Origin of the sequence: Citrobacter sp. 172116965 (assembly GCF_013458095.1) — a bacterium.
In the GTDB taxonomy this organism is placed as follows: domain Bacteria; phylum Pseudomonadota; class Gammaproteobacteria; order Enterobacterales; family Enterobacteriaceae; genus Citrobacter; species Citrobacter braakii.
Map to the genome: position 1 here is coordinate 3,231,176 of NZ_CP046673.1, position 25,369 is coordinate 3,256,544.

Annotated in this window: 25 protein-coding genes and 1 riboswitch; of the genes, 17 read left to right on the plus strand and 8 right to left on the minus strand. The window is 53.7% G+C overall.

Translation table 11 applies throughout. The annotated features are described in order from the left end of the window. Window positions 1-14: 14 nt before the first annotated feature. From hcp to GPJ68_RS15815, 3 genes are all read left to right on the plus strand, one after another. On the plus strand, window positions 15-1,667 hold the full coding sequence (gene hcp, locus GPJ68_RS15805) for a hydroxylamine reductase (RefSeq protein WP_016153657.1): 1,653 nt from the start codon (window positions 15-17) through the stop codon (window positions 1,665-1,667). A 10-nt stretch (window positions 1,668-1,677) separates the two neighbouring features. Continuing rightward, complete coding sequence (gene hcr / locus GPJ68_RS15810; RefSeq protein ID WP_016153658.1) at window positions 1,678-2,646, plus strand: NADH oxidoreductase; 969 nt, start codon at window positions 1,678-1,680, stop codon at window positions 2,644-2,646. Window positions 2,647-2,847: 201 nt separating this feature from the next. Then, window positions 2,848-4,464 carry an FAD-NAD(P)-binding protein gene (locus GPJ68_RS15815; RefSeq protein WP_172860508.1) on the plus strand — a complete coding sequence of 539 codons (1,617 nt, stop codon included), beginning with the start codon at window positions 2,848-2,850 and terminating at the stop codon, window positions 4,462-4,464. A 72-nt stretch (window positions 4,465-4,536) separates the two neighbouring features. On the opposite strand, the gene GPJ68_RS15820 is transcribed toward GPJ68_RS15815, so the two are convergent. Further along, on the minus strand, window positions 4,537-4,971 hold the full coding sequence (locus tag GPJ68_RS15820; RefSeq protein ID WP_016156945.1) for a DoxX family protein: 435 nt from the start codon (window positions 4,969-4,971) through the stop codon (window positions 4,537-4,539). 152 nt (window positions 4,972-5,123) lie between these two features. Between GPJ68_RS15820 and poxB the strand changes: the two genes are divergently transcribed. From poxB to GPJ68_RS15840, 4 genes are all read left to right on the plus strand, one after another. Continuing rightward, window positions 5,124-6,842, plus strand: a complete 1,719-nt coding sequence (poxB, locus tag GPJ68_RS15825) for a ubiquinone-dependent pyruvate dehydrogenase (RefSeq protein WP_180836844.1) — start codon at window positions 5,124-5,126, stop codon at window positions 6,840-6,842. A gap of 36 nt (window positions 6,843-6,878) precedes the next feature. Further along, entirely contained in the window at window positions 6,879-7,880 is a 1,002-nt protein-coding gene (ltaE, locus tag GPJ68_RS15830) for a low-specificity L-threonine aldolase (protein WP_104651460.1), read from the plus strand. 10 nt (window positions 7,881-7,890) lie between these two features. After that, on the plus strand, window positions 7,891-9,324 hold the full coding sequence (locus GPJ68_RS15835; RefSeq protein ID WP_016156947.1) for an SDR family oxidoreductase: 1,434 nt from the start codon (window positions 7,891-7,893) through the stop codon (window positions 9,322-9,324). A gap of 94 nt (window positions 9,325-9,418) precedes the next feature. Continuing rightward, window positions 9,419-10,432, plus strand: coding sequence for an NAD(P)-dependent oxidoreductase (locus tag GPJ68_RS15840; protein ID WP_104651459.1), 1,014 nt, complete (start codon window positions 9,419-9,421; stop codon window positions 10,430-10,432). On the opposite strand, the gene GPJ68_RS15845 is transcribed toward GPJ68_RS15840, so the two are convergent. Both GPJ68_RS15845 and GPJ68_RS15850 read right to left on the minus strand, forming a co-directional pair. Next, window positions 10,429-11,259: an N-acetylmuramoyl-L-alanine amidase gene (locus tag GPJ68_RS15845; RefSeq protein WP_065554093.1), complete on the minus strand. Its 831-nt coding sequence runs from the start codon at window positions 11,257-11,259 to the stop codon at window positions 10,429-10,431. The two genes, GPJ68_RS15840 and GPJ68_RS15845, sit on opposite strands and share 4 nt — an antisense overlap. Then, on the minus strand, window positions 11,256-11,579 hold the full coding sequence (locus tag GPJ68_RS15850; RefSeq protein WP_001160725.1) for a heavy metal-binding domain-containing protein: 324 nt from the start codon (window positions 11,577-11,579) through the stop codon (window positions 11,256-11,258). Before GPJ68_RS15850 ends, GPJ68_RS15845 begins: the two co-directional genes overlap by 4 nt. Window positions 11,580-11,830: 251 nt before the next feature. Here GPJ68_RS15850 and GPJ68_RS15855 point away from each other — a divergent pair, with 251 nt between their 5' ends. The 7 genes from GPJ68_RS15855 (at window position 11,831) to yegS (ending at window position 17,448) form a co-directional block, all read left to right on the plus strand. Further along, window positions 11,831-12,346: a lipoprotein gene (locus GPJ68_RS15855; RefSeq protein ID WP_019077200.1), complete on the plus strand. Its 516-nt coding sequence runs from the start codon at window positions 11,831-11,833 to the stop codon at window positions 12,344-12,346. A gap of 225 nt (window positions 12,347-12,571) precedes the next feature. Beyond that, window positions 12,572-13,300 carry an arginine ABC transporter ATP-binding protein ArtP gene (gene artP, locus GPJ68_RS15860; RefSeq protein WP_016156950.1) on the plus strand — a complete coding sequence of 243 codons (729 nt, stop codon included), beginning with the start codon at window positions 12,572-12,574 and terminating at the stop codon, window positions 13,298-13,300. Window positions 13,301-13,316: 16 nt separating this feature from the next. Next, window positions 13,317-14,048, plus strand: coding sequence for an arginine ABC transporter substrate-binding protein ArtI (gene artI / locus GPJ68_RS15865; protein WP_003027298.1), 732 nt, complete (start codon window positions 13,317-13,319; stop codon window positions 14,046-14,048). A 6-nt stretch (window positions 14,049-14,054) separates the two neighbouring features. Continuing rightward, window positions 14,055-14,771, plus strand: coding sequence for an arginine ABC transporter permease ArtQ (gene artQ, locus GPJ68_RS15870; RefSeq protein ID WP_016153668.1), 717 nt, complete (start codon window positions 14,055-14,057; stop codon window positions 14,769-14,771). Further along, window positions 14,771-15,439, plus strand: a complete 669-nt coding sequence (artM, locus tag GPJ68_RS15875; RefSeq protein ID WP_016153669.1) for an arginine ABC transporter permease ArtM — start codon at window positions 14,771-14,773, stop codon at window positions 15,437-15,439. The genes artQ and artM overlap by 1 nt, the downstream gene beginning before the upstream one ends. A 246-nt stretch (window positions 15,440-15,685) precedes the next feature. Next, on the plus strand, window positions 15,686-16,417 hold the full coding sequence (artJ, locus tag GPJ68_RS15880; RefSeq protein WP_049042452.1) for an arginine ABC transporter substrate-binding protein ArtJ: 732 nt from the start codon (window positions 15,686-15,688) through the stop codon (window positions 16,415-16,417). 131 nt (window positions 16,418-16,548) lie between these two features. Next, window positions 16,549-17,448 (plus strand): lipid kinase YegS, encoded by a 900-nt coding sequence (gene yegS, locus GPJ68_RS15885; protein ID WP_046275436.1) that lies wholly within the window; start codon window positions 16,549-16,551, stop codon window positions 17,446-17,448. A gap of 22 nt (window positions 17,449-17,470) precedes the next feature. Here yegS and fbaB read toward each other — a convergent pair whose 3' ends face one another. Continuing rightward, window positions 17,471-18,523, minus strand: a complete 1,053-nt coding sequence (gene fbaB, locus GPJ68_RS15890) for a class I fructose-bisphosphate aldolase (RefSeq protein WP_016153672.1) — start codon at window positions 18,521-18,523, stop codon at window positions 17,471-17,473. Window positions 18,524-18,775: 252 nt separating this feature from the next. Between fbaB and GPJ68_RS15895 the strand changes: the two genes are divergently transcribed. From GPJ68_RS15895 to GPJ68_RS15905, 3 genes are read left to right on the plus strand one after another with little or no spacing between them, the layout of a single operon-like run. Next, a complete protein-coding gene (locus GPJ68_RS15895; protein WP_016153674.1) occupies window positions 18,776-20,053 on the plus strand; it encodes a nucleoside permease in 1,278 nt (425 codons plus the stop codon). Beyond that, entirely contained in the window at window positions 20,050-21,054 is a 1,005-nt protein-coding gene (locus GPJ68_RS15900; protein ID WP_049281967.1) for an ADP-ribosylglycohydrolase family protein, read from the plus strand. The genes GPJ68_RS15895 and GPJ68_RS15900 overlap by 4 nt, the downstream gene beginning before the upstream one ends. Continuing rightward, complete coding sequence (locus GPJ68_RS15905; RefSeq protein WP_104651457.1) at window positions 21,051-22,016, plus strand: PfkB family carbohydrate kinase; 966 nt, start codon at window positions 21,051-21,053, stop codon at window positions 22,014-22,016. Before GPJ68_RS15900 ends, GPJ68_RS15905 begins: the two co-directional genes overlap by 4 nt. Here the strand turns inward: GPJ68_RS15905 and GPJ68_RS15910 are convergent. The 4 genes from GPJ68_RS15910 to GPJ68_RS15925 all read right to left on the minus strand — a co-directional run bounded on the left by GPJ68_RS15910 (window position 21,990) and on the right by GPJ68_RS15925 (window position 25,245). Continuing rightward, complete coding sequence (locus GPJ68_RS15910) at window positions 21,990-22,736, minus strand: GntR family transcriptional regulator (protein WP_104651456.1); 747 nt, start codon at window positions 22,734-22,736, stop codon at window positions 21,990-21,992. The genes GPJ68_RS15905 and GPJ68_RS15910 overlap by 27 nt on opposite strands. A 41-nt stretch (window positions 22,737-22,777) precedes the next feature. Further along, window positions 22,778-23,578 (minus strand): bifunctional hydroxymethylpyrimidine kinase/phosphomethylpyrimidine kinase, encoded by an 801-nt coding sequence (gene thiD, locus GPJ68_RS15915; RefSeq protein WP_104651455.1) that lies wholly within the window; start codon window positions 23,576-23,578, stop codon window positions 22,778-22,780. Continuing rightward, on the minus strand, window positions 23,575-24,363 hold the full coding sequence (thiM, locus tag GPJ68_RS15920; RefSeq protein ID WP_104651454.1) for a hydroxyethylthiazole kinase: 789 nt from the start codon (window positions 24,361-24,363) through the stop codon (window positions 23,575-23,577). The genes thiD and thiM overlap by 4 nt, the downstream gene beginning before the upstream one ends. A gap of 31 nt (window positions 24,364-24,394) precedes the next feature. Beyond that, window positions 24,395-24,491: riboswitch (TPP riboswitch) on the minus strand. 277 nt (window positions 24,492-24,768) lie between these two features. Then, window positions 24,769-25,245 carry a helix-turn-helix domain-containing protein gene (locus GPJ68_RS15925; RefSeq protein WP_180836846.1) on the minus strand — a complete coding sequence of 159 codons (477 nt, stop codon included), beginning with the start codon at window positions 25,243-25,245 and terminating at the stop codon, window positions 24,769-24,771. Between the last annotated feature and the right edge of the window lie 124 nt (window positions 25,246-25,369).

Below are 25,369 nucleotides of genomic sequence, written 5' to 3' on the forward strand. Positions count from 1 at the left end.
TAAAAGGTGTGACCATGTTTTGTGTGCAATGTGAACAAACCATCCGTACTCCGGCAGGAAACGGCTGCTCTTACGCGCAGGGTATGTGCGGTAAAACGGCTGAAACCTCCGATTTGCAGGATCTGCTGATTGCTTCCCTACAAGGTCTGTCTGCATGGGCTGTTAAGGCACGTGAATACGGCATCATCGACCATGAGGTTGATAACTTTGCGCCGCGTGCATTCTTCTCCACGCTGACCAACGTTAACTTCGATTCCCCGCGTATTGTTGGCTATGCCCGTGAAGCTATCGCCATGCGCGACGCCCTGAAAGCGCAATGCCTGAACATCGACGCGAACGCAGCGGTCGCTAACCCGATGGCCGATCTGCAACTGGTCAGCGACGATCTGGGCGACCTGCAACGTCAGGCCGCTGAATTTACCCCGAACAAAGACAAAGCAGCCATCGGCGAGAACATTCTCGGCCTGCGTCTGCTGTGCCTGTACGGCCTGAAAGGTGCGGCAGCTTACATGGAGCACGCGCACGTTCTCGGTCAGTACGACAACGACATCTACGCTCAGTACCACAAAATCATGGCATGGCTGGGAACCTGGCCTTCCGATATGAACGCTCTGCTGGAGTGCTCAATGGAAATCGGCCAGATGAACTTCAAAGTGATGAGCATTCTGGATGCTGGCGAAACCACTAAATACGGCCACCCGACGCCAACTCAGGTCAACGTCAAAGCAACCGAAGGTAAGTGCATCCTGATCTCCGGTCACGACCTGAAAGATCTGTACAACCTGCTGGAGCAGACCGAAGGTACCGGCGTTAACGTCTATACCCACGGTGAAATGCTGCCGGCGCACGGCTACCCGGAACTGCGTAAGTTCAAACACCTGATCGGTAACTACGGCAGCGGCTGGCAGAATCAGCAGGTTGAATTTGCCCGCTTCCCGGGCCCAATCGTAATGACCTCTAACTGCATCATCGACCCAACCGTTGGCGCCTACGATGACCGTATCTGGACTCGTAGCATCGTCGGTTGGCCGGGTGTAAGCCACCTCGAAGGCGACAACTTCGCTCCGGTAATCGCTCAGGCTCAGCAGATGGCGGGCTTCCCGTACAGCGAAATTCCGCACCTGATCACCGTTGGTTTCGGTCGTCAGACTCTGCTGGGCGCGGCTGATACCCTGATCGACCTGGTAAGCCGCGAAAAACTGCGTCACATCTTCCTGGTTGGCGGTTGTGATGGCGCGCGTGGCGAACGTAACTACTTCACTGACTTCGCCACCAGCGTGCCGGACGACTGCCTGATCCTGACCCTGGCGTGCGGTAAATACCGTTTCAACAAACTGGAGTTCGGCGATATCGAAGGCCTGCCGCGTCTGGTCGATGCAGGTCAGTGTAACGATGCATACTCTGCCATCATCCTGGCAGTAACCCTGGCTGAGAAACTGGGCTGTGGCGTGAACGATCTGCCGCTGTCTCTGGTGCTCTCCTGGTTCGAACAGAAAGCGATTGTCATTCTGCTAACCCTGCTGTCTCTGGGTGTGAAAAACATCGTCACTGGCCCGACTGCGCCTGGCTTCTTCACGCCGGACCTGCTGGCAGTTCTCAACGAGAAGTTCGGTCTGCGTTCCGTGACCACCGTTGAAGAAGACATGAAGCAACTGCTGAGCGCGTAAGGAGTAAAGAATGACAATGCCAACTCATCAGTGCCCATGGCGGATGCAGGTTCATCACATCCATCAGGAAACGCCGGATGTATGGACAATTTCGTTGCTGTGCCACGACTATTATCCGTACCGCGCCGGGCAGTATGCACTGGTCAGCGTACGTAATTCAGCGGACACGCTGCGTGCTTACACCCTTTCTTCAACGCCGGGCGTTAGCGAATATATCACGCTGACCATCCGCCGCATTGACGATGGCGCAGGCTCACAGTGGTTAACCCGCGACGTGAAGCGCGGCGACTATATCTGGCTGTCCGATGCAATGGGTGAATTCACCTGTGAAGATAAAGCGGAAGACAGGTTCCTGATGCTGGCCGCTGGCTGTGGCGTCACGCCAATCATGTCAATGCGTCGCTGGTTGGCAAAATACCGCCCACAGGCAGATGTGCAGGTGATCTTTAACGTCCGTTCACCGCAAGATGTCATTTTTGCCGACGAATGGCGCGAGTATCCGGTGACCTTAGTTGCTGAAAACAATGCCACTGACGGTTTTGTTTCCGGCCGACTGACCACCGAACTGCTGCAAAGCGTACCGGACCTGGCTTCGCGCACCGTGATGACCTGCGGCCCGGCTCCGTATATGGATCTGGTCGAGAAAGAAGTCAACGCGCTGGGCGTGACACGCTTCTTTAAAGAGCAGTTCTTCACCCCGGTAGCTGAAGCCGCCACCAGCGGTCTGAAGTTCACCAAACTGCAGCCGGCAAAAGAGTTTTATGCGCCGGTAGGCAGTACGCTGCTGGAAGCGCTGGAAAGCAATAAAGTGCCGGTTGTCGCCGCATGCCGTGCGGGCGTTTGCGGCTGCTGCAAAACCAAAGTGGTTGACGGTAACTACACGGTCAGCAGCACCATGACGCTGACCGACGCAGAAATTGCTGAAGGTTATGTGCTGGCTTGCTCCTGTCATCCGCAGGGTGATTTAGTGCTGGCGTAATTGGCCGATATCTGATGTACAAAAGGCTACCCGGTTATATCGGGTGGCCTTTTTTTATGCTGTCAGACGCTGCAAAATTCCTATTTTTTCCCCCTCCCAGGCAAAATACCGTCTTCCTCTCGCGAATTATCGACCACACTTACCTGGCACAGGTTAAGCAAAACCCCGACTACCACGTCGAACTTTCTACAAAGGATCCCCATGAAAAAAGTGGCCATCGTCGGCGTAGGTCCCACCGGAATTTATACGTTTCATGCCCTCGTTGAGCGCGGTGAACCGCTGGAGATACAGCTTTATGAGCAAGCTGAGGAAGCTGGCGTAGGCATGCCTTATAACAGCGACAACAACGCAGACCACATGCTGGCCAATATAGCCAGCATTGAGATCCCGCCGATTTATATCAGTTATCTGACGTGGCTACAGAATCAAAGCGATGAATACCTGGCGCAGTTTCGGCTTGAACGTACATCGTTGCATGAGCGGCAATTTTTGCCCCGGGTGGTCCTCGGCGACTATTATCGCGATCGTTTTTTAGCCATCGTCGATAAAGCGCAAAGATCCGGGTTCACAATTCGCGTATATGAATCAAGTAAAGTCACCGACCTGCAAGCAAACCCAACTGGGGTCTCCCTGTGGATCAATCACGCGTCACAGCCCGTCGAAGTGGATTTCGCCGCTATCGCCAGCGGTCATCTGTGGCCAGAAACTGATGCTCAAGCACGCAAGTTTTTCCCCAGTCCGTGGACTGGCCTGATGGAGGCGCAGATTAGCGCTTGCAGGGTGGGTATTCTGGGCACCTCGCTAAGCGCTATCGACGCGGCGATGGCCGTGGTCAGTCAGCATGGTAACTTCACCACCAATACCGACCGTTCACTGCAGTTCACGCGTAAACCCGACAGCCAAAACCTGAAGCTGACCCTGATGTCGCGCAGCGGTGTGCTGCCTGAAGCGGATTTTTACTGCCCTCTTCCCTATGAACCGCTGAATATCGCGACGCAAGAAGAGATTGAAAACGCCATTGCCGAGGGCCAAAACGGATTACTGGACCGCATCTTCCGGCTTATTGTGCAACAACTGCAAGACGCGGCCCCAGGGTGGTGTCAACAGGTAGCACTTGCAACGCTTAACGCCGACACATTCCCCGAGGTCTATTTTGCCGACAGGCTCAAGCATGACCCTTTTGACTGGGCGAGGCGTAACCTGGTGGAGGTTGAACGCAACAAGCAGGAACAACATACCGTCGCCTGGCGCTATACCTTATTGCGCCTACACGAGGTTATTGAAGAGATCGTTCCTCATCTTGATGCTCGCGACGAAAAACGTTTCAGGCACGGACTGGCGCGCGTCTTTATTGATAACTATGCGGCAATCCCGTCTGAATCTATCCGCCGATTGCTGGCTCTGCACGATGCCGGGCTGATTGAGATCCTCGCACTCGGCAAAGATTATGAGCGTACGAATGAGCAGGAAAGGACGGTCATTTACCACCACGGTCAGCGCAGTGAATTTGATGTATTTATTGACGCCCGAGGACAACGGGCATTGCAGAGCAAAGATATTCCGTTCCCAACGCTACGCGATCAACTGCTGGCCTGTGGCGATGAGATCCCGGATATCGGCGAAGATTACACGCTGCAAGCGCCGGAAAACGCCCGCAACCGCATCGCCTTTGGCGGACTGCCGTGGTTGATGCACGACCGTCCCTTTATTCAGGGGCTGGTGGTTAGCGCTGAAATAGGTGCGGCGATGGCAAAGGCATTGACGCAACGTGCACTGAGACGTCGGCACAAACTGTGGAGCAGTGACGAGATGGATTAGCGGCCAGATTTAATGGCGAGGCGGAGATAGGTTAACGCATTCCCGCCTCTGTCTTGATTCTCGGATGGCAAACTATCGCCAGGCCGAGTTTCCGGCAACGGAGAAACGCCCCGCGCCCAAAAATGCTACGGCCAGAGCGCCGATAAAGAAATACACCAGACTTTCAATTGCCCATGCGCCGGTTTTATCCAGTGACCAGGTTTCACCCATCCCGACCATCAGCCATGCCACCACCATCGTAAACGCCAACCCCAACGCCGCCGGACGCGTCAGGATCCCAAGAATAATCAGACACGGTGCCACAACCTCTCCCAGCAGAACGCCATACGCAATAAAGCCAGGGAAACCTTTCGCTATCAGCATGCCACTGATGCCATCAATACCCGCGAACAGTTTATGCAGCCCATGAAACAGCATTAATCCCCCCACGGCAATACGTAACAAAAACTTGCCAAAATCTTCATGAGTCAGTACCCGGTTAACTGTATTTAATAGTTTTATAACCATTTGAATTTATTCCTTGTTTCACCATGTCCAATAACAAACTACGCTTAATACAGGCTAAATGAAACCTGCCGGAAATAAGAGGTAATGATAAGCATAACTATTATCTTCATCTAAACTTGTAACCGGTATCACATTAAAGGAGAAGGAAAACCATGAAACAAACGGTTGCCGCTTTTATTGCTAAAACACTCGAACAAGCTGGCGTTAAACGCATTTGGGGTGTGACGGGTGACTCGCTAAATGGCCTTAGTGACAGTCTGAATCGTATGGGAACGATTGACTGGATGCCAACACGTCATGAAGAGGTTGCGGCCTTCGCCGCGGGAGCTGAAGCGCAGTTGACGGGAGAACTGGCCGTCTGCGCAGGCTCGTGTGGGCCAGGCAACCTGCACCTGATTAACGGCCTGTTTGATTGCCACCGCAACCACGTCCCGGTGCTGGCAATTGCTGCACACATTCCATCCAGTGAGATAGGCAGCGGTTATTTTCAGGAGACCCACCCGCAAGAGTTGTTTCGCGAATGTAGCCACTATTGCGAGCTGGTTTCCAGCCCTGAACAGATCCCACAGGTGCTGGCAATTGCCATGCGTAAAGCGGTGCTCAACCGCGGCGTCTCCGTGGTGGTATTACCCGGCGACGTCGCGCTGAAGCCAGCACCTGAAAGCGCCAGCACTCACTGGTATCATGCGCCGCTCCCGGTGGTCACTCCGGAAGAAGAAGAGCTCAGAAAACTAGCGCAACTGCTACGCTACTCCAGCAATATCGCCCTGATGTGTGGCAGTGGCTGCGCCGGTGCGCATAAAGAACTGGTTGAGTTTGCTGCTAAAATAAAAGCGCCGATTGTGCACGCCCTGCGTGGTAAAGAGCATGTGGAGTACGACAACCCTTACGACGTGGGCATGACCGGGCTGATCGGCTTTTCATCCGGCTTCCATACCATGATGAATGCCGACTCGCTGATCCTGCTCGGTACCAAGTTCCCCTATCGCCCGTTCTACCCCACCGACGCCAAGATTATTCAGATCGATATCAATCCGGCAAGCATTGGCGCGCACAGTAAAGTTGATATGGCGCTGGTAGGCGATATTAAATCCACACTCCGCACCCTGCTGCCGCTGGTGGAAGAAAAAACCGATCGGCAGTTCCTGGATAAAGCGCTGGAACACTATCGTGAGGCGCGTAAAGGGCTGGATGATTTAGCCAAACCCAGCGATAAAGCCATTCATCCGCAGTATCTGGCGCAGCAGATCAGCCACTTTGCCGCTGACGACGCCATCTTCACCTGCGACGTTGGCACGCCAACGGTGTGGGCAGCACGTTATCTGAAAATGAACGGTAAACGCCGTCTGATCGGTTCGTTTAACCACGGGTCGATGGCCAATGCCATGCCCCAGGCGCTCGGCGCGCAAGCGACCGAACCGGGACGCCAGGTTGTCGCAATGTGCGGTGACGGCGGTTTTAGCATGCTGATGGGCGACTTTCTGTCGGTTGTGCAAATGAAGCTGCCGGTGAAGATTATTGTCTTCAACAACAGCGTGTTGGGGTTTGTGGCGATGGAGATGAAAGCTGGCGGTTATCTGACCGACGGCACCGAACTGCACGATACAAATTTCGCACGGATTGCCGAGGCTTGCGGCATCACGGGCATTCGCGTGGAGAAATCCTCAGAGGTTGATGAAGCGCTGCAAAGGGCGATGTCGATTGACGGTCCGGTGCTGGTCGATGTGGTCGTCGCGAAAGAAGAACTGGCGATCCCGCCGCAGATCAAACTCGAACAAGCTAAAGGTTTTAGCCTGTATATGCTGCGCGCAATCATCAGCGGGCGCGGTGATGAAGTGATCGAACTGGCGAAAACTAACTGGCTCAGGTAAAACAGAGGGCATTACCTCACTTAAAAAGGAATGCCCGTGATTGATTTACGCAGTGATACCGTCACCCGACCAAGTCGCGCCATGCTCGAAGAGATGATAGCCGCCCCGGTCGGGGACGACGTCTACGGTGATGACCCTACCGTTAATGCCCTCCAGCAATACGCAGCCGAGCTTTCTGGCAAAGAAGCCGCAATTTTCTTACCCACAGGCACTCAGGCGAACCTGGTGGCTCTCCTCAGCCATTGTCAGCGCGGGGAAGAGTATATCGCCGGTCAGGGCGCGCATAACTATCTCTACGAAGCGGGTGGCGCAGCGGTGCTCGGCAGCATTCAACCGCAACCTATCGACGCCATGCCGGATGGCTCTTTGCCGCTGGACAAAGTGGCGGCAAAAATCAAAGCGGACGATATCCATTTTGCCCGCACGCGTCTGCTCAGCCTGGAAAACACCCACAACGGCAAAGTGCTACCACGCGAGTATCTGAAAGAGGCCTGGGAATTTACCCGTGAGCGCAATCTTGCGCTGCATGTCGACGGCGCGCGTATTTTTAACGCCATCGTCGCCTATGGCTGTGAGTTAAAAGATGTCACGCAATACTGCGATTCGTTCACCATTTGTCTCTCCAAAGGTTTAGGAACGCCGGTAGGCTCATTGCTGGTCGGCAGCCACGAGTACATCAAGCGCGCCATTCGCTGGCGTAAAATGACCGGCGGCGGAATGCGTCAGGCCGGTATTCTGGCGGCGGCGGGACTGTATGCGCTGAAAAATAACGTGTCGCGTTTACAAGAAGACCATGACAACGCCGCCTGGATGGCGGAACAACTGCGCGAAGCCGGAGCGGACGTCATGCGCCACGACACCAACATGCTGTTTGTCCGCGTTGGCGAAGAACACGCTGCGGCACTGGGCGAGTACATGAAAGCGCAAGGCGTGCTGATTAACGCCTCGCCGATTGTGCGTCTGGTGATGCATCTGGACGTATCGCGTGAACAGCTTGCTGAAGTCGTCGCCCACTGGCGCGCTTTTTTAACCCGCTAAGGAGATGGGCGTGCCGCAACGGATTTTGGTTCTTGGCGCCAGTGGCTACATTGGTCAGCATCTGGTACAGGCGCTCAGTCAGCAAGGGCATCAGGTGCTGGCTGCGGCACGCCGCATCGAGCGGCTGGAAAAGCAGCAGTTGGCCAACGTCAGTTGCCATAAGGTCGATTTGAATTGGCCAGATAACCTAACACCGCTGCTGACCGGCGTTGATACGGTCTATTACCTGGTCCATGGCATGGGAGAAGGCGGTGATTTTATCGCCCATGAGCGCCAGGTAGCAATGAACGTGCGCGATGCGCTACGTGATACGCCAGTCAAACAGCTTATTTTCCTGAGCTCATTACAGGCTCCCCGGCATGAACAATCCGATCATCTGCGTGCGCGACAGATAACCGCGGACACCCTGCGCGAATCAGGCGTGCCGATGACCGAATTGCGCGCTGGTATTATCGTAGGGGCAGGTTCTGCCGCCTTTGAAGTGATGCGCGACATGGTCTACAACCTGCCGGTACTCACCCCTCCGCGCTGGGTGCGCTCGCGTACCACGCCTATCGCGCTGGAGAATTTAATGTACTACCTGGTGGCGTTGTTGGATCATCCTACACGCCAACACCGCGTACTCGAAGCCGCCGGGCCGCAGGTATTGAGCTATCAGGAGCAGTTCGAGCATTTTATGGCGGTCAGCGGTAAACATCGCCTGCTCATCCCTGTCCCCTTTCCTACCCGCTGGATTTCGGTCTGGTTTTTGAACGTCATAACGTCAGTGCCGCCGACCACGGCAAAAGCGCTGATACAGGGTTTAAAACACGACCTGCTGGCCGATGACACCGAATTACGCACGCTGATCCCGCAAAAGCTGATTGCCTTTGATGACGCGGTGCGCAGCACGTTGAAAGAAGAAGAAAAGCTGGTCAATTCCAGCGACTGGGGTTACGACGCGCAGGCATTTGCCCGCTGGCGCCCCGAATATGGCTATTTCGCTAAACAAGCTGGCTTTAGCGTTGAAACCTCCGCCAGTCGGCAGGCGCTGTGGCAGGTGGTGAATCGCCTCGGCGGCAAAGAAGGCTATTTCTTTGGCAATATTTTATGGAAAACGCGCGCGGCGTTGGACCTGCTGGTCGGCCATAAGCTGGCGAAAGGCAGACCGCAACACTCTCTGTTGCAGGTTGGCGATACCGTTGATAGCTGGAAAGTTATCATCGTTGAGCCAGAAAAACAGCTGACGCTGCTGTTTGGGATGAAAGCGCCAGGATTGGGTCGACTGAGCTTCACGCTGGAAGATAAAGGCGACCACCGACGCATTGATGTCCGCGCCTGGTGGCATCCGCACGGCATGCCAGGCCTCTTCTATTGGCTGCTGATGATCCCGGCGCATCTGTTCATTTTTAGAGGGATGGCGAAGCGTATTGCTAAACTTGCAGAACAAATCACAGACTCATGATAAAAAGAGCCTGTATTCTTTCATGTTTCCCATTGCATACAGACGAAATTCACGGAAGAATGCGCACGACGTTTTTTAAACACAGTGGATTGATATGAAGGTACTGGTTACCGGAGCCACCAGCGGCTTAGGCCGAAACGCGGTTGAGTTTTTATGCAACAAAGGCGTCAGCGTCAGAGCTACCGGTCGCAACGAAGCGATGGGCAAGCTGCTGGAGAAAATGGGCGCAGAGTTTGTGCATGCCGATTTGACCGAGCTGGTCTCTTCGCAGGCAAAAGTGATGCTCGCCGGTATCGATACGCTGTGGCACTGCTCCAGTTTTACCTCACCATGGGGAACTCAGGAAGCCTTCGATCTGGCCAACGTTCGCGCAACCCGCCGTCTGGGCGAGTGGGCCGTGGCCTGGGGCGTTCGTAACTTCATTCATATCTCATCACCGTCGCTCTATTTTGATTATCACCACCATCGCGATATCAAAGAGGACTTCCGCCCCCAACGCTTCGCCAATGAATTCGCCCGCAGTAAAGCGGCTGGCGAAGATGTGATTGCGTTGCTGACACAGGCCAACCCGCAGACCCGTTTTACGGTATTGCGTCCGCAAAGCTTGTTCGGACCACACGATAAAGTCTTTATCCCGCGCCTGGCCCATATGATGTACCACTACGGCAGCATTCTGTTGCCGCACGGCGGAAGTGCGCTGGTGGATATGACCTACTACGAGAATGCGGTGCACGCGATGTGGCTGGCAAGTCAGCAAGCCTGCGATAATCTGCCGTCGGGTCGCGCGTACAACATTACCAACGGCGAGCATCGCACCCTGCGCAGTATTGTGCAGAAACTCATCGACGAGCTAAATATTGATTGTCGTATCCGCTCCGTGCCCTACCCGATGCTGGACATGATTGCCCGCAGCATGGAGCGGTTAGGCAATAAATCGGCGAAAGAGCCAAAGCTTACGCATTACGGCGTCTCGAAGCTGAATTTTGACTTTACGCTGGATACCACCCGCGCTCAGGAAGAATTAGGTTATCAGCCCGTTGTGACGCTGGATGAAGGGATTGAGCGTACCGCGGCCTGGCTGCGTGACCACGGCAAGCTGCCGCGTTAACCCTGCCCGTATTTCTCCAGTAACGCTTCGGCAATCGCCTGAGTTTCTGCATCCGCCACGCCGTTCCACAAGGTCGGGCGGAAGTGCATCTGGAAGGCCATAATCACCCGCCGCTGTTCACGCGGCGTCATTTCAGGTTTTACCTCATAACCATAGCGCGACAGCAGATCGAGCAATGATGAGGTTTCTACCGGTGCATCGGGCGCTCGCCCGGCAAGATAAAACGCCACCCGCTGAGCATCCGGCCACGCGCCAATTCCTTGCGCAGCCAGTTCTTCCCATGGAAACAGTGGACCTGGATCGTCCTTGCGCTGCGGTGCGACATCCGCATGGGCCACCACGTTCTGCGGTTTTATGTCATAACGGGCAATAATATCTTTCGCCAAGGGGATTAACGCCTGAATTTGCGCGGGTTCAAACGGCGCAAAATACTTGCTGCCCGCCGATTTTTGCCAGCCGCGGTTTTCCAGCTCAATGCCGATCGAGGTATCGTTAATTCGCGTAGCGCCGCGCCAGAAGCTAATCCCCGCATGCCAGGCCAGATCTTTTTCCGCTACCAGTTGCCAGATACGCGGTTTGCCGTGGTAGAGCGGCGGCACTGCCGGGATCAGATAGTGCGAGCTGACGTTTTTATCGGTCAGCGTAGCCAGAGAAGAGTCGAAATCATCGGCCGTGTAATGGATAACCAGCACTTTAATGCGCGGGTAAGCAGCCTGTGCCTGACGACGGGTATCTAACTGATACCCGTCTTTGTCGACAATCCCTTTTTCGCCAGCACATCCTACCAGCAGCAGTGTTAATGCCAGCAGAGACAACAAACGCTTCATCGGCGAGTTTTCACCGCGGTGCCGCTGACGCTCACCATCAGCATGCTACCGTCTTTGCCCACGGTTTCGTAATCGATATCGATACCGACTACCGCATCAGCACCGAGCGCTTTTGCCTGTTCACCAAGCTCCTGAAAAGCAATTTCACGCGCTTTACGCAGCTCTTTTTCATACGCGCCGGAGCGACCGCCGACGATATCGCGAATGCCGGCGAAGAAATCGCGGAAGATATTCGCGCCTAAAATGGCTTCGCCAGTCACAACACCGCAGTATTCCACGATGCTCTGCCCTTCCAGCGTAGGGGTAGTCGAAAACTGCATGGTTAATCTCCTTTTTGCGCTAAAAGCACGATCTCAAAAGCATTATCGAACCGATCCACTATCATTGAAAGGATATATTCTTTACACAAAATAATTCGAGTTGCAGGAAGGCGGCAAGAGAGTGAATCCCCAGGAGCATAGATAACTATGTGACTGGGGTGAACGCACGTAGCCAACGCACAAGCAACTTGAAGTATGACATGTAAATCAACGTAGAACACTAATAGTAGAAAGCTAATAAGGAAATCATTATGCGCTACTCGAAACTCTCTCTGCTGGTTCCATGTGCACTACTTCTCAGCGCCTGTACTACCGTAACGCCGGCCTACAAAGATAACGGCACGCGTAGCGGCTCTTGCGTAGAAGGCGGGCCAGACAGCGTGGCTCAACAATTCTATGATTACCGTATTCAGCACCGAAACAATGACATTACTCCCCTTCGTCCGTACCTCAGCGACAACCTGGCGAAACTGCTGAACGATGCCAGCCGTGATAACGCGCATCGCGATCTGTTTAACAGCGATCCGTTCTCTAGTCGCGCTACGTTACCGGACAGTGCCAGCGTCGCCAGCGCATCGACCATTCCGAATAGTGATGCACGCAACATTCCGCTGCGCGTAGAGCTTAAACAGGGTGACCAAAGCTGGCGTGATGAAGTGCTGATGATCCGCGAAGGCCAGTGCTGGGTAATTGACGATGTCCGCTATCTGGGCGGCAGCGTACACGCGCCAGCCGGGACGCTGCGCCAGTCTGTCGAAAACCGCTAACCGCCCCATTCACCCGCCTGAATCATAACCCCCATAAATTGTCTGGCATTCTGCATAGAATGCCGACAATTATTCTTGCCCACTGGTGGCCCCGCTATTTTGTGCTATGTTTAGATAAGAATGCGGTTTGCATTTAACTTTTAACGCATAAATATTGCATAACTATTCTGTCAAAGGTAGTATCTGCGGCTTCAATAGCTATCAGACTGCCAGTATCGAGTGTCAATGAGTATTCAATTAAACGGCATTAACTGCTTCTACGGCGCACATCAGGCGCTGTTCGATATCACGCTGGATTGCCCTCAGGGTGAAACACTGGTGTTACTTGGCCCAAGTGGAGCCGGGAAAAGCTCGCTGCTGCGCGTACTCAACCTGCTTGAGATGCCGCGCTCGGGCACACTCTCTATTGCGGGAAACCGTTTCGACTTCACGAAGACCCCATCAGACAAAGCCATTCGGGAGCTGCGTCAGAACGTGGGCATGGTCTTCCAGCAATACAACCTTTGGCCGCATCTCACGGTTGTGCAGAATCTGATTGAAGCGCCCTGCCGCGTACTGGGTCTGACAAAAGATCAAGCGCTGGCGCGTGCCGAAAAATTGCTGGAACGTCTGCGCCTGAAGCCGTACAGCGATCGCTACCCACTGCATCTCTCCGGTGGCCAGCAACAGCGTGTGGCCATTGCCCGTGCGTTGATGATGGAGCCGCAGGTGCTGCTGTTTGATGAACCTACCGCAGCGCTTGATCCGGAAATTACTGCCCAAATCGTCAGCATCATTCGTGAACTGGCGGAAACTAACATTACTCAGGTGATCGTCACCCACGAAGTGGAAGTTGCACGTAAAACGGCCAGCCGTGTGGTGTATATGGAAAACGGTCATATCGTCGAGTTTGGGGATGCGAGCTGCTTTGCCAACCCGCAAACCGAAGCGTTTAAAAACTATCTCTCTCACTAAGATTCGGGACAATACAATGAAAAAAGTTCTGATTGCCGCGCTAATCGCAGGTTTTAGCCTTTCCGCTACCGCAGCCCAAACCATCCGTTTCGCCACCGAAGCGTCTTATCCTCCGTTTGAATCTATTGATGCGAATAACAAAATCGTAGGGTTTGACGTTGATCTGGCGAATGCGCTGTGTAAAGAGATTGACGCGACCTGTACCTTCACCAATCAGGCCTTCGACAGCCTGATCCCGAGCCTGAAATTCCGTCGTTTTGACGCGGTGATGGCCGGTATGGACATCACGCCAGAGCGTGAAAAACAGGTTCTGTTCACCACCCCGTATTACGACAACTCTGCCCTGTTTGTTGGTCAACAGGGTAAATACACCAGCATTGACCAGTTGAAAGGCAAAAAAGTCGGTGTACAAAACGGTACTACGCACCAGAAATTCATCATGGATAAACATCCGGAAGTGACCACCGTACCGTATGACAGCTACCAGAATGCCAAACTCGATCTGCAAAATGGTCGTATTGACGGCGTATTTGGTGATACCGCAGTGGTGACCGAATGGCTGAAAGACAATCCAAAGCTGGCCGCTGTTGGCGACAAAGTGACGGATAAAGATTACTTCGGTACGGGTCTGGGCATCGCTGTGCGCCAGGGCAATACCGAGCTGCAGCAGAAATTTAACGCTGCGCTGGAAAAAGTGAAGAAAGATGGGACTTACGAGACCATCTACAACAAATGGTTCCAGAAGTAATACTTGATGAATGAATTTTTTCCTTTAGCAAGCGCCGCCGGGATGACCGTCGGCCTTGCCGTTTGTGCGCTGATTATTGGCCTCGCGCTCGCCATGTTTTTTGCCGTCTGGGAGTCAGTAAAATGGCGTCCAGTGGCATGGACGGGTTCAGCTCTGGTCACCATCCTGCGTGGTCTGCCGGAAATTCTGGTGGTTCTGTTCATCTATTTCGGCTCTTCACAGCTGCTGCTGACGCTGGCCGATGGCTTTACGATCAATCTCGGGTTTGTACAAATCCCGGTTCAGATGCAGATCGAAAACTTTGACGTCAGCCCGTTCCTGTGCGGTGTGATTGCGCTGTCATTGCTGTATGCGGCTTACGCGTCGCAAACGCTGCGTGGCGCGCTGAAGGCCGTACCACTCGGACAATGGGAATCAGGTCAGGCGTTGGGTTTGTCTAAAGCCGCGATCTTCTTCCGCCTGGTGATGCCGCAGATGTGGCGCCACGCTCTGCCGGGACTGGGTAACCAGTGGCTGGTATTGCTGAAAGATACCGCGCTGGTCAGCCTTATCAGCGTGAACGATCTGATGCTGCAAACCAAAAGCATTGCCACCCGTACCCAGGAGCCGTTTACCTGGTACATTGTGGCGGCGGCTATTTACCTGGTGATTACGCTGGTGAGTCAGTACATTCTCAAACGCATTGACCTGCGCGCGACACGATTTGAGCGGAGACCAGGCTGATGCTTGAGTATTTACCTGAATTGTTAAAAGGGCTGCATACCAGCCTGACGCTGACGGTCGCCTCCATCGTGGTTGCTCTGGTGCTGGCGCTGGTTTTCACCGTCATCCTGACGCTAAAAACGCCGATTGTGGTCTGGTTGGTTCGCGCCTATATCACGTTGTTTACCGGTACTCCGCTGCTGGTGCAAATCTTCCTGATCTACTACGGGCCAGGGCAGTTCCCGACGCTACAGGAGTATCCGGTACTGTGGCACCTGCTCTCTGAACCGTGGCTGTGCGCCTTAATTGCGCTATCGTTAAACAGTGCGGCTTATACCACTCAACTGTTCTACGGTGCTATCCGCGCAATCCCGGAAGGCCAGTGGCAGTCCTGTGGAGCGTTGGGGATGAGTAAGAAGGATACGCTGGCGATTCTGTTGCCGTACGCCTTTAAACGCGCCCTCTCCTCGTATTCCAACGAAGTGGTGCTGGTGTTTAAAAGTACCTCACTGGCATACACCATCACGCTGATGGAAGTCATGGGCTATAGTCAGCTGCTGTACGGTCGCACTTATGACGTCATGGTTTTCGGCGCGGCGGGTGTGATTTACCTGATCGTCAACGGTTTGCTGACGCTGATGATGCGCTTGATCGAACGTAAAGCGCTGGCGTTTGAACACCGGAATTAAATCGGTTTTTATGTCTGATGGCGCTACGCTTATCAGGCTACGATTCATCTTCCGTTGTACACTCTCCGGTGAATATGCATAAAGCCAAAATAAAAAAGACGGACAACAACCTAAATTGTCCGTCTTTTTTTATACCAGAAAAAATAGTTAATCATTTTTATTGCATATAAATTCATTAAATGGCATTGTTAATTCACGCCGCAGACACGGTAAATAATCATAAGATTGACAGACGGGAGTTCCACCATGAAAAAGTTAGTACTGGCCGCATTACTTGCTACTTTCGCCGCTGGCGCCTCAACTGCTGATAAAATTAGTTTCGGTGTATCCGCGACTTACCCGCCATTTGAGTCACTGGATGCAAGCAATAAAATTGTCGGTTTTGACATCGACCTGGCAACGGCACTGTGCAAACAAATGCAGGCTGACTGTACTTTCACCAATCATGCTTTTGATAGCTTGATTCCCGCGCTGAAATTCAAAAAATATGATGCGGTGATTTCCGGAATGGACATCACGCCTGAGCGTAGCAAGCAGGTGGCATTTACTCAGCCTTACTATGCAAACTCCGCGCTGGTGATTGCGAAAAAAGACACCTATAAAACCTTTGCCGACCTGAAAGGGAAACGCATTGGCATGGAAAACGGTACCACGCACCAGAAATACCTGCAGGACAAACACCCTGAAGTGAAAACCGTGGCCTACGACAGCTATCAGAATGCGATTATCGACCTGAAAAATGGTCGTATTGATGGCGTATTTGGCGATACCGCCGTGGTTAACGAGTGGCTGAAAACCAACCCGCAGTTAGGTGTAGCCACTGACAAAGTGACCGACCCACAATACTTCGGTACTGGTCTTGGCATTGCGGTTCGCCCGGATAACAAAGCCCTGCTGGAAAAACTGAATAGCGCGCTGGCCGCAATCAAAGCTGACGGCACGTACCAAAAAATCAGCGATCAGTGGTTCCCACAGTAACGTCTGCCCAATCTGAAAAGCCGCATTCTGCGGCTTTTTTTATCTCTTCGCCTTCGCTTTCAGTCAGTTCTTACGCCATAAACCCATTCCTGGCGTACACTTGTTAAAACGAAAAAAAGTGAGGCAAACGGATGATAGCGTTCCCTGCCAGTTTACTGATCCTCAACGGAAAAAGTGCTGATAATCTCCCCCTGCGTGATGTCATTGCAGAGCTACGCGATGAAGGCGTGGAAATCCATGTTCGCGTTACCTGGGAAAAAGGCGACGCACAACGCTACGTTGATGAAGCTCGCCAGTTAGGCGTTGCAACGGTGATTGCCGGCGGCGGCGACGGCACAATTAACGAAGTCTCGACGGCGCTGATCCAGTCGCAGGGCGGCAATATCCCGGCGCTCGGTATTTTACCGTTGGGAACGGCGAATGATTTTGCAACCAGCGTAGGCATACCCGACGCCCTTGATAAGGCGTTAAAACTGGCTATCGCCGGAAATGCGACTGATATCGATATGGTTCAGGTCAATGATAAAACCTGTTTTATCAATATGGCGACCGGCGGCTTCGGCACACGCATCACCAGCGAGACGCCAGAAAAACTCAAGGCCGCATTAGGTGGCGTATCGTACTTTATTCACGGATTAATGCGCATGGATACGCTCAAACCCGACATCTGCGACATTCGTGGGGAAGATTTTCACTGGCAGGGTAAGGCGCTGGTCATTGGTATCGGTAATGGCCGTCAGGCCGGTGGTGGGCAACAGCTTTGCCCAACGGCGCTGATCAACGATGGTCTGCTGCAACTGCGTATTTTTACCGGCGAAGAGCTGCTGCCAGGGCTGCTTTCGGCGCTCACGCAATCCGAAGACAACCCTAACATCATCGAAGGCGCATCATCGTGGTTTGATATCCGCGCCCCGCACGAAATTACGTTTAATCTCGATGGCGAACCGCTTAGCGGACAAGAATTTCATATTGAAATCCTGCCCGCAGCGCTACGTTGCAGACTGCCGCCGGGTTGTCCGCTACTGCGTTAACACGACGACACCCCAACTGGAATCAGGCAATGGTGACTTTGCTGTCCAGATAAACATCCTGCACGGCGTTAATCAGCTTAACGCCGTCAGCCATGGTTTTCTTGAATGCTTTTCGTCCAAGAATCAGCCCCATGCCGCCAGCACGTTTGTTAATCACCGCCGTACGTACCGCATCGCTCAGATCGGTTTCGCCGCCAGCCGCACCGCCAGAGTTAATTAATCCGGCGCGCCCCATATAGCAGTTCGCCAGCTGATAACGCACCAGGTCAATTGGGTTGTCGCTGGTCAGCTTGCTGTAAACGCGATCGTCAGTGTAGCCAAAGTTGACTGCTTTATACCCGCCGTTATTTTCCGCCATTTTCTGCTTAACGATATCCGCCCCGATAGTGGCTGCCAGATGGTTAGCCTGCCCGGTGAGATCGGCGGAAACATGGTAATCCACGCCATCTTTTTTAAACGCGGAGTTACGCAGATACGCCCACAGCACGGTGACCATGCCCAGTTCATGAGCACGCTCGAACGCCGCAGAAATCTCTTCAATCTGGCGACGGGACTCCTCTGAACCGAAATAGATGGTTGCCCCTACCGCAACCGCACCCATATTGAATGCCTGTTCTACGCTGGCATACAGCGTCTGATCAAACGTATTGGGGTAGCTCAGCGTTTCGTTGTGGTTAATTTTTACAAGAAACGGAATGCGGTGCGCGTAGCGACGGGAGACGGAAGCCAGCACGCCATAGGTCGATGCCACGCAGTTACACCCTGCTTCGATAGCCAGTTCCACAATATTCTTCGGATCAAAGTACAGCGGGTTAGCCGCAAACGATGCCCCCGCGGAGTGTTCCACGCCCTGATCCACCGGTAGAATTGACAGATAACCTGTCCCAGCCAGTCGGCCCGTGTTATACAGCGTTTGCATATTACGCAGCACCGCTGGCGGACGGTTGTTATCCACCATCACGCGATCGACGTAATCATGTCCAGGCAGGTAAAGTTGGTCAGAAGGAATGGTCATACAACGATGCTGTAAAAGGTTGTCGGCATCTTTGCCAAGCAACTGCGCAATATCAGTCATAGCTATGCTCCCGTAAGTTCCGATTTGAAACCGGAATGTGGATTGTCCTGACCCGCTTTGTTGCGGGCAGCAATAAGCCTGGTACCGACTGCGTTTTTTTTCCATCTTTAGCGCACTTTTCAGCAACTTCTGCTGGCTCGATTCAGGAAGAAATAATGTTAAGGCGGTCAAATTTAGACCTCAAAGGTATTTTAAAGGTATTATCGAATGGTACTATCAGTGCGTACCTTACCTGTCATGAAGGATTTAAAGATGAAAACTACAGTTAAGCTGTCGTTCATGATGTTTGTAGAGTGGTTTATCTGGGGCGCCTGGTTTGTACCGCTGTGGCTGTGGCTGAGTAAAAGTGGCTTTAGCGCCGGGGAGATCGGCTGGTCCTACGCCTGTACCGCGATTGCTGCGATCCTGTCGCCCATCCTGGTCGGTTCTGTCACTGACCGTTTTTTCTCCGCGCAAAAAGTGCTGGCGGTGCTGATGTTCGTCGGCGCTATTTTGATGTACTTCGCCGCCCAGCAAACCACCTTCAGCGGATTTTTCCCGCTGTTACTGGCCTATTCGTTGACCTATATGCCGACGATTGCGCTGACCAACAGTATCGCTTTTGCCAACGTCAGTGATGTTGAGCGTGATTTCCCGCGCATCCGTGTGATGGGGACCATTGGCTGGATCGCCTCTGGTTTGGCCTGCGGTTTCTTACCGCAAATGCTTGGCTATAGTGACATCTCCCCTACCAATATTCCTCTGCTTATCACTGCCGGAAGCTCCGCTCTGTTAGGCGTCTTTGCGTTCTTTTTACCGGATACGCCGCCGAAAAGTACCGGCAAAATGGATTTCAAGGTCATGCTGGGTCTGGATGCGCTGATCCTGCTGCGGGATAAGAACTTCCTCGTCTTTTTCTTTTGCTCTTTTCTGTTCGCGATGCCGCTGGCGTTCTATTACATCTTCGCCAACGGTTATCTGACAGAAGTCGGGATGAAAAACGCCACCGGCTGGATGACGCTGGGCCAGTTCTCTGAAATCTTCTTTATGCTGGCGCTACCGTTTTTCACCAAACGCTTTGGCATTAAAAAGGTATTGCTGCTTGGTCTTATTACTGCGGCTATCCGCTACGGATTTTTTGTTTACGGCGGCGCGGAAGAATATTTCACTTACGCTCTGCTGTTTCTCGGCATTCTGCTGCACGGCGTCAGTTACGACTTCTACTACGTCACAGCCTACATTTATGTCGATAAAAAAGCGCCCGTACATATGCGCACCGCGGCGCAAGGGCTTATCACCCTCTGCTGTCAGGGATTCGGTAGCCTGCTCGGTTATCGTCTGGGCGGCGTGATGATGGAAAAAATGTTTGCTTATCAGGAACCGGTGAATGGTCTTACCTTTAACTGGGCTGGCATGTGGGGATTTGGCGCGGTCATGATCGCCGTCATTGCCGTAATGTTTATGATTTTCTTTCGCGAGTCAGATAAAGAAATCACCGCCATTAAGGTGGACGATCGCGATGTAGCGTTGAAACAAGGGGAAGTAAAATGAAAGCAGAACGTATTCTCGGTGCTCTTTATGGGCAGGCGTTAGGGGATGCGATGGGTATGCCGTCGGAACTGTGGCCAAGAACCCGGGTTAAAGCCCATTTCGGTTGGATCGACCGTTTTTTACCCGGCCCTGCGGAGAATAATGCCGCCTGCTATTTTAACCAGGCGGAGTTCACTGATGACACCTCCATGGCGCTGTGTCTGGCTGATGCCCTGCTTGAGTGCGACGGAGAGATTGTACCCGACGTTATTGGCCGCAATATTCTGGGCTGGGCTGAACGTTTTGATGCTTTTAATAAAAACGTGCTCGGCCCGACCTCAAAAATTGCGCTAAAAGCCATTCGCGACGGCAAACCTGTCGCCGAACTGGAAAATAACGGCGTTACCAACGGAGCGGCAATGCGCGTTTCACCGCTGGGATGCCTGCTCCCCGCGCGCGATCTCGATGCCTTTATCGATGATGTGGCATTAGCCTCCAGCCCGACACATAAATCGGATTTGGCTATCGCTGGCGCAGTGGTGGTCGCGTGGGCGGTATCACGCGCTATCGATGGCGGAAAATGGTCAGAGATTGTCGACGCGCTGCCAGCCATTGCCCGGCATGCGCAGCAAAAAAGGATCACTACCTTTAGCGCATCGCTCTCTGCACGCCTTGAACTGGCGCTGAAAATTGTCCGTAACGCTGACGGCATTGAGTCTGCCTGCGAGCAGTTGTATCAAGTTGTGGGGGCCGGAACCAGCACCATAGAATCCGTGCCTTGCGCCATCGCTATGGTTGAGCTGGCGCAGACCGATCCTAACCGCTGCGCCATTCTGTGCGCGAACCTCGGGGGCGATACCGACACCATCGGGGCGATGGCAACTGCCATTTGTGGCGCGCTCCACGGCGTAAGTGCGATTAATCCGGCATTGAAACATGAGCTCGATGCGGTAAATCAGCTGGACTTTATCCGCTACGCCAGTGGATTGATGCGACTGCGCGAGCAGCGGGAGGCACTATGAGCACCACGCGTCTGCAACAACTTCTCCCGCAGTTACGCACACAGCGACCCGTTACGGTGGTGGGTGCGGCGGTGATTGATGTCATTGCCGATGCGTATGCCCTTCCCTGGCGCGGATGTGACATTGAACTCAAACAGCAAGGGGTGAACGTTGGCGGCTGCGCGCTCAATATCGCCGTAGCACTCAAGCGGTTAGGTATCGACGCCAGTAATGCTTTACCGCTGGGTCAGGGGGTGTGGGCCGATATTATCCGCAACCGGATGGCAAAAGAGGGACTGCACAGCCTGATCGATAACGCCGCAGGCGATAACGGCTGGTGTCTGGCTCTGGTCGAGCCGGATGGCGAACGTACCTTTATGTCCTTTAGTGGCGTCGAAAATCAGTGGAACGCTGACTGGCTGGCACAGCTGGAGATCCCACGTCACAGCCTGGTTTATCTCTCGGGCTATCAGTTAGCCTCTCCGTGTGGTGAGTTGCTGGTGCATTGGCTGGAAGGGCTGGAGGAAGTGACGCCGTTTATCGATTTTGGCCCACGCATCGGCGACATTCCCGAGCCCTTACTGGCAAGAATTATGGCCTGCCGTCCACTGGTATCGCTCAATCGGCAGGAGGCGGAAATTGCCGCCGAGAGGTTTGCATTAAGCCAGGATATAGAAGGTTTTGGCGCACAATGGGTGCAACGTTTTGCCACACCGGTGGTGGTACGCCACGATAAAGACGGTGCGTGGTATTTCAGCACGCAAACTTCCGGTTGCATACCGGCATTTGCGACAGCGGTCGTTGATACCATTGGCGCTGGTGACAGCCACGCTGGCGGCATGCTGGCGGGACTGGCGTCTGGCTGGTCGCTGGCTGACGCGGTACTGCTTGGAAACGCCGTGGCGTCCTGGGTGGTAGGGCATCGCGGGGGCGATTGCGCCCCTACGCGCGAGGCGTTACTCCTCGCACACAAACACGTATAGATCGCTTCGACAATAGCTGATGCTGTATTCAATGGGCCGTTGCTGCTGGTCAAGCGCTACCTGCTTGATCACCAGCACCGGCACTTTGCTGTCCATTTGAATGTGCGCCTGGAACTCTGCGTCAGGCATTCGGGCACTGACACGTGAGCGGGTGCGCTGCGGGAAAATATGCTGGCTGCGAAAATAGTCATACAGTGAAACGCCGATGGCATCCACGTCATGGATTAGATGGGCAGGAACCCATGACTCTTCAATAGAAACCGCATCTTCATCTACGTAGCGAATGCGCTTGAGCAAGAAGACGTCACTCCCCGAGGCAACAGCCAGCTGCTGCGCTACCTCTTCCGGGCAAGGCACAATCCGCTTGTTAACCCACAGCGTATCTGGTTTTTTACCGCGCAACACCACCTGCTGTGAAAAACCACGCGCTTCTTTTAGCGAATACTCGAAGATGTTATTGATTTGCGTCCCGTAACCGCGGGCGCGCGTCACGACGCCTTCTTCTTCCAAAGCCTGCATCGCCTTACGAACCGTAATTCGCGAAACGCCGGTCAACTGGCTGAGATCGCGCTCGCCGGGCAGGATGTTTCCATGCTCCAGAATCCCGCTACGCACAGCGTTTTTCACCGTTTGCGCAAATTTCATATACAGCGGCGTGTTATCTGCCGCGGAAATGCGTTCATTCAGTTGCGCGATAAGCTGGGTATGCGCTTGTTCCATTTATCTTTTTCCTGCAGCCGTTTCTGCAGCCAGTATACTCATTACCACCACGCGTGGAAATGATGCACCGGACCAATTCCCTCACCGACTTCCAGGGTGTCGGCCTGCGCCAATGCCGCTGAAAGCCACAACTTAGCTTCCTGCACTGTCTGTGCCCAGTTGTCATGGCGCGGACGCAGCGCCGCCAGCGCCGCCGATAGCGTACAGCCAGTACCGTGGGTATTTTTGGTCATCACCCTTGGCGCGGTAAAACGCTGCTCGCCATCACGGGTAAAGAGCCAGTCGGGGCTTTGCACATCCTCCAGATGACCGCCTTTCATCAACACCGCCTCGCAGCCCAGCGCCCGCAGCGCCCTTCCCTGTTCTAACATCTCCTGCTCACTCTGCGCATGGGGAGCCCCGAGCAGCGCCGCAGCTTCGGGTAAATTTGGGGTGATAATCGAAACCTGCGGCAGCAAATGGGTACGCAGAGTTTCAACCGCCGAAGGAGACAGCAACGGATCGCCGCTTTTCGCCAGCATCACGGTATCCAGCACGACATTTTGCACCCGATGGCGACGCAAACGTTCGGCGACCGCTTCAACAATATCCGTTTCCGCCAGCATACCGATTTTAGTGGTGTCGATACGCACATCACTAAATACGGAATCCAGTTGTGCGGCGACAAAGTCAGGTTCAATGCGATACACCGACTGCACCCCGCGCGTATTTTGCGCCACCAACGCCGTGATAACCGAGCAGCCGTAAGCGCCAAGCGCCGAGAACGTTTTTAAATCGGCCTGAATACCTGCGCCACCGCTTGGATCGGTTCCGGCAATGGTTAATGCGTTAATCCGTTTCATAGTTGCTCCTGCGCGTTCAGGTTATAGAGGGCGTCGATAAATGCCGGGACAAAACTGCCCGGTCCGGTTGATTGTTGAGTGGCTATTTGTCCGGCCTGTTTCATCCAGCTACAGGCGGAGGCGACGTTATCAAGCCGGTCACCGTGCAGGGCGCAGCTGGCCGCAACGACCGCCGACAGCGCGCATCCGGTGCCCACCACGCGCGTCATCAACGGGTCACCCCCGTTCACGCAGACGGTACGCTGACCATCGGTGACATAGTCAATTTCGCCGGTAACCACGACAATGGTCCCAACCTGACGAGCCAGTGCCTGCGCTGCAGGAAGCGCAGCGGCTGCCGTATCGGTCGTATCCACGCCGCGTCCCCCGCCGTTCATACCCGCCAGAGCCAGTATTTCCGAAGCGTTGCCGCGGATAGCCGCAGGCTGTAGCGCCAACAAATCCAGACAGAAGCGACGACGAAACTCCAGCGCCCCCACGGCAACGGGATCGAGCGTCCACGGGGTTTTAGCAAGTTGTGCCCGCTCAACTGCGGCACGCATCGCCGTAGCCCGTTCCCGGGTTAAGGTGCCGACGTTAACCAGTAATGCACTGGCAATAGCCGCGAACTGACTGGCTTCCTCAGGCTCGATTACCATTGCAGGTGATGCGCCCAGCGCCAGCAACGTATTGGCCGTAAAGCTTTGCACGACCTCGTTGGTCATGCAGTGTGTGAGAGGGGAAAGCGTTCTAAATTGGTGTAAGGTGTGAGCCGCGAGTGCGCGGCTGTGCAGGTCAGGCTGCATGGTTCAGCTCCTGCCCGCGCGAAGAAGGGACACGAGCAGTGTCAGACTTCCCTACGCTGGCATTATCCAGATCAGGTGGTACGGGTATTTCTCAGCCCATCAGCGATGGGGCACCCCGAGTCATGAAAATTGAATCTCTATACTTTTTGCCAGCTTAGGGGAAGTTGCTTGCTGAAGCAAGCCCGCCCTTCCGGTTATCGCTTCTTCACGCTGTACCCCAGCTTGTACCTCAGTTTGTACCCCACCACAGAAACAAAAAAAGGAGCCGTTAAGCTCCTTTGTGACATAACCCAAGATCTCATGGATTCCGAGATTCAGTTTTGCGTTCTGTTTTTCTACGTCGTTCAAAGGTGCGGATTACACCCCAGATAAACAGGAACAGCACATACCAGTAAAGCGCGGTGATCATACGCGAGTGTCCTGGTTCCAGTAGGTTGCTACCGTCCTCAGAGACACCGCCATTTCTTCCGCAGCCTTTTTCTGAGTTAGTCCTTGCGCCTTGTATTCCAGAACCTTCAAACGCGTTTCATGCTGCTTTCCAGCTTTCTTGATTCCAAGGCATTCGATGGTTGAGCCAGGGAAGTAATGGTTTTTGAGGTATTCCGCTGCCGCCATGTCGGGAACGACAAACACGAGAGGGTGATCGGTATCAGTGTTGCGAATGGATGTTCGGCTAAGAAACTGGTAGCACCGTTCAAAATACATTGCCTGCCGCTTCTTCTCCATCACCGTTTCAAAATCCCAACCGATACGTTCGCAATAGTCTGCCCATCGCTTACGGTCTTTATCGCCCAGATTTGCACATCCGAGGAACACGGCACAATGAATGCTCTGATAGCTGTTTATCCCGTAGCTGGACATTGAAACGTCAACACCACCCATGCGATCACCAAGTTCAGTGAGTCCAATGGTCTTAAAATCGCAGATAGCTTTGTCGTTGTTGGTTGCAAAGATAAAATCCTTTCCGACGATTTGGCGTATTTCCCTCAAGTGGTTGTTAAAGATA

Bases quoted from the DNA above. Each gene is read 5' to 3' on its own strand.
- hcp (WP_016153657.1), top strand. From the start codon at position 15: ATGTTTTGTGTGCAATGTGAACAAACCATCCGTACTCCGGCAGGAAAC.
- hcr (WP_016153658.1), top strand. From the start codon at position 1,678: ATGACAATGCCAACTCATCAGTGCCCATGGCGGATGCAGGTTCATCAC.
- GPJ68_RS15815 (WP_172860508.1), top strand. From the start codon at position 2,848: ATGAAAAAAGTGGCCATCGTCGGCGTAGGTCCCACCGGAATTTATACG.
- GPJ68_RS15820 (WP_016156945.1), bottom strand. From the start codon at position 4,971: ATGGTTATAAAACTATTAAATACAGTTAACCGGGTACTGACTCATGAA.
- poxB (WP_180836844.1), top strand. From the start codon at position 5,124: ATGAAACAAACGGTTGCCGCTTTTATTGCTAAAACACTCGAACAAGCT.
- GPJ68_RS15840 (WP_104651459.1), top strand. From the start codon at position 9,419: ATGAAGGTACTGGTTACCGGAGCCACCAGCGGCTTAGGCCGAAACGCG.
- GPJ68_RS15845 (WP_065554093.1), bottom strand. From the start codon at position 11,259: ATGAAGCGTTTGTTGTCTCTGCTGGCATTAACACTGCTGCTGGTAGGA.
- GPJ68_RS15850 (WP_001160725.1), bottom strand. From the start codon at position 11,579: ATGCAGTTTTCGACTACCCCTACGCTGGAAGGGCAGAGCATCGTGGAA.
- GPJ68_RS15855 (WP_019077200.1), top strand. From the start codon at position 11,831: ATGCGCTACTCGAAACTCTCTCTGCTGGTTCCATGTGCACTACTTCTC.
- artP (WP_016156950.1), top strand. From the start codon at position 12,572: ATGAGTATTCAATTAAACGGCATTAACTGCTTCTACGGCGCACATCAG.
- artI (WP_003027298.1), top strand. From the start codon at position 13,317: ATGAAAAAAGTTCTGATTGCCGCGCTAATCGCAGGTTTTAGCCTTTCC.
- artQ (WP_016153668.1), top strand. From the start codon at position 14,055: ATGAATGAATTTTTTCCTTTAGCAAGCGCCGCCGGGATGACCGTCGGC.
- artM (WP_016153669.1), top strand. From the start codon at position 14,771: ATGCTTGAGTATTTACCTGAATTGTTAAAAGGGCTGCATACCAGCCTG.
- artJ (WP_049042452.1), top strand. From the start codon at position 15,686: ATGAAAAAGTTAGTACTGGCCGCATTACTTGCTACTTTCGCCGCTGGC.
- yegS (WP_046275436.1), top strand. From the start codon at position 16,549: ATGATAGCGTTCCCTGCCAGTTTACTGATCCTCAACGGAAAAAGTGCT.
- fbaB (WP_016153672.1), bottom strand. From the start codon at position 18,523: ATGACTGATATTGCGCAGTTGCTTGGCAAAGATGCCGACAACCTTTTA.
- GPJ68_RS15895 (WP_016153674.1), top strand. From the start codon at position 18,776: ATGAAAACTACAGTTAAGCTGTCGTTCATGATGTTTGTAGAGTGGTTT.
- GPJ68_RS15900 (WP_049281967.1), top strand. From the start codon at position 20,050: ATGAAAGCAGAACGTATTCTCGGTGCTCTTTATGGGCAGGCGTTAGGG.
- GPJ68_RS15905 (WP_104651457.1), top strand. From the start codon at position 21,051: ATGAGCACCACGCGTCTGCAACAACTTCTCCCGCAGTTACGCACACAG.
- GPJ68_RS15910 (WP_104651456.1), bottom strand. From the start codon at position 22,736: ATGGAACAAGCGCATACCCAGCTTATCGCGCAACTGAATGAACGCATT.
- thiD (WP_104651455.1), bottom strand. From the start codon at position 23,578: ATGAAACGGATTAACGCATTAACCATTGCCGGAACCGATCCAAGCGGT.
- thiM (WP_104651454.1), bottom strand. From the start codon at position 24,363: ATGCAGCCTGACCTGCACAGCCGCGCACTCGCGGCTCACACCTTACAC.
- GPJ68_RS15925 (WP_180836846.1), bottom strand. From the start codon at position 25,245: ATGGGTGGTGTTGACGTTTCAATGTCCAGCTACGGGATAAACAGCTAT.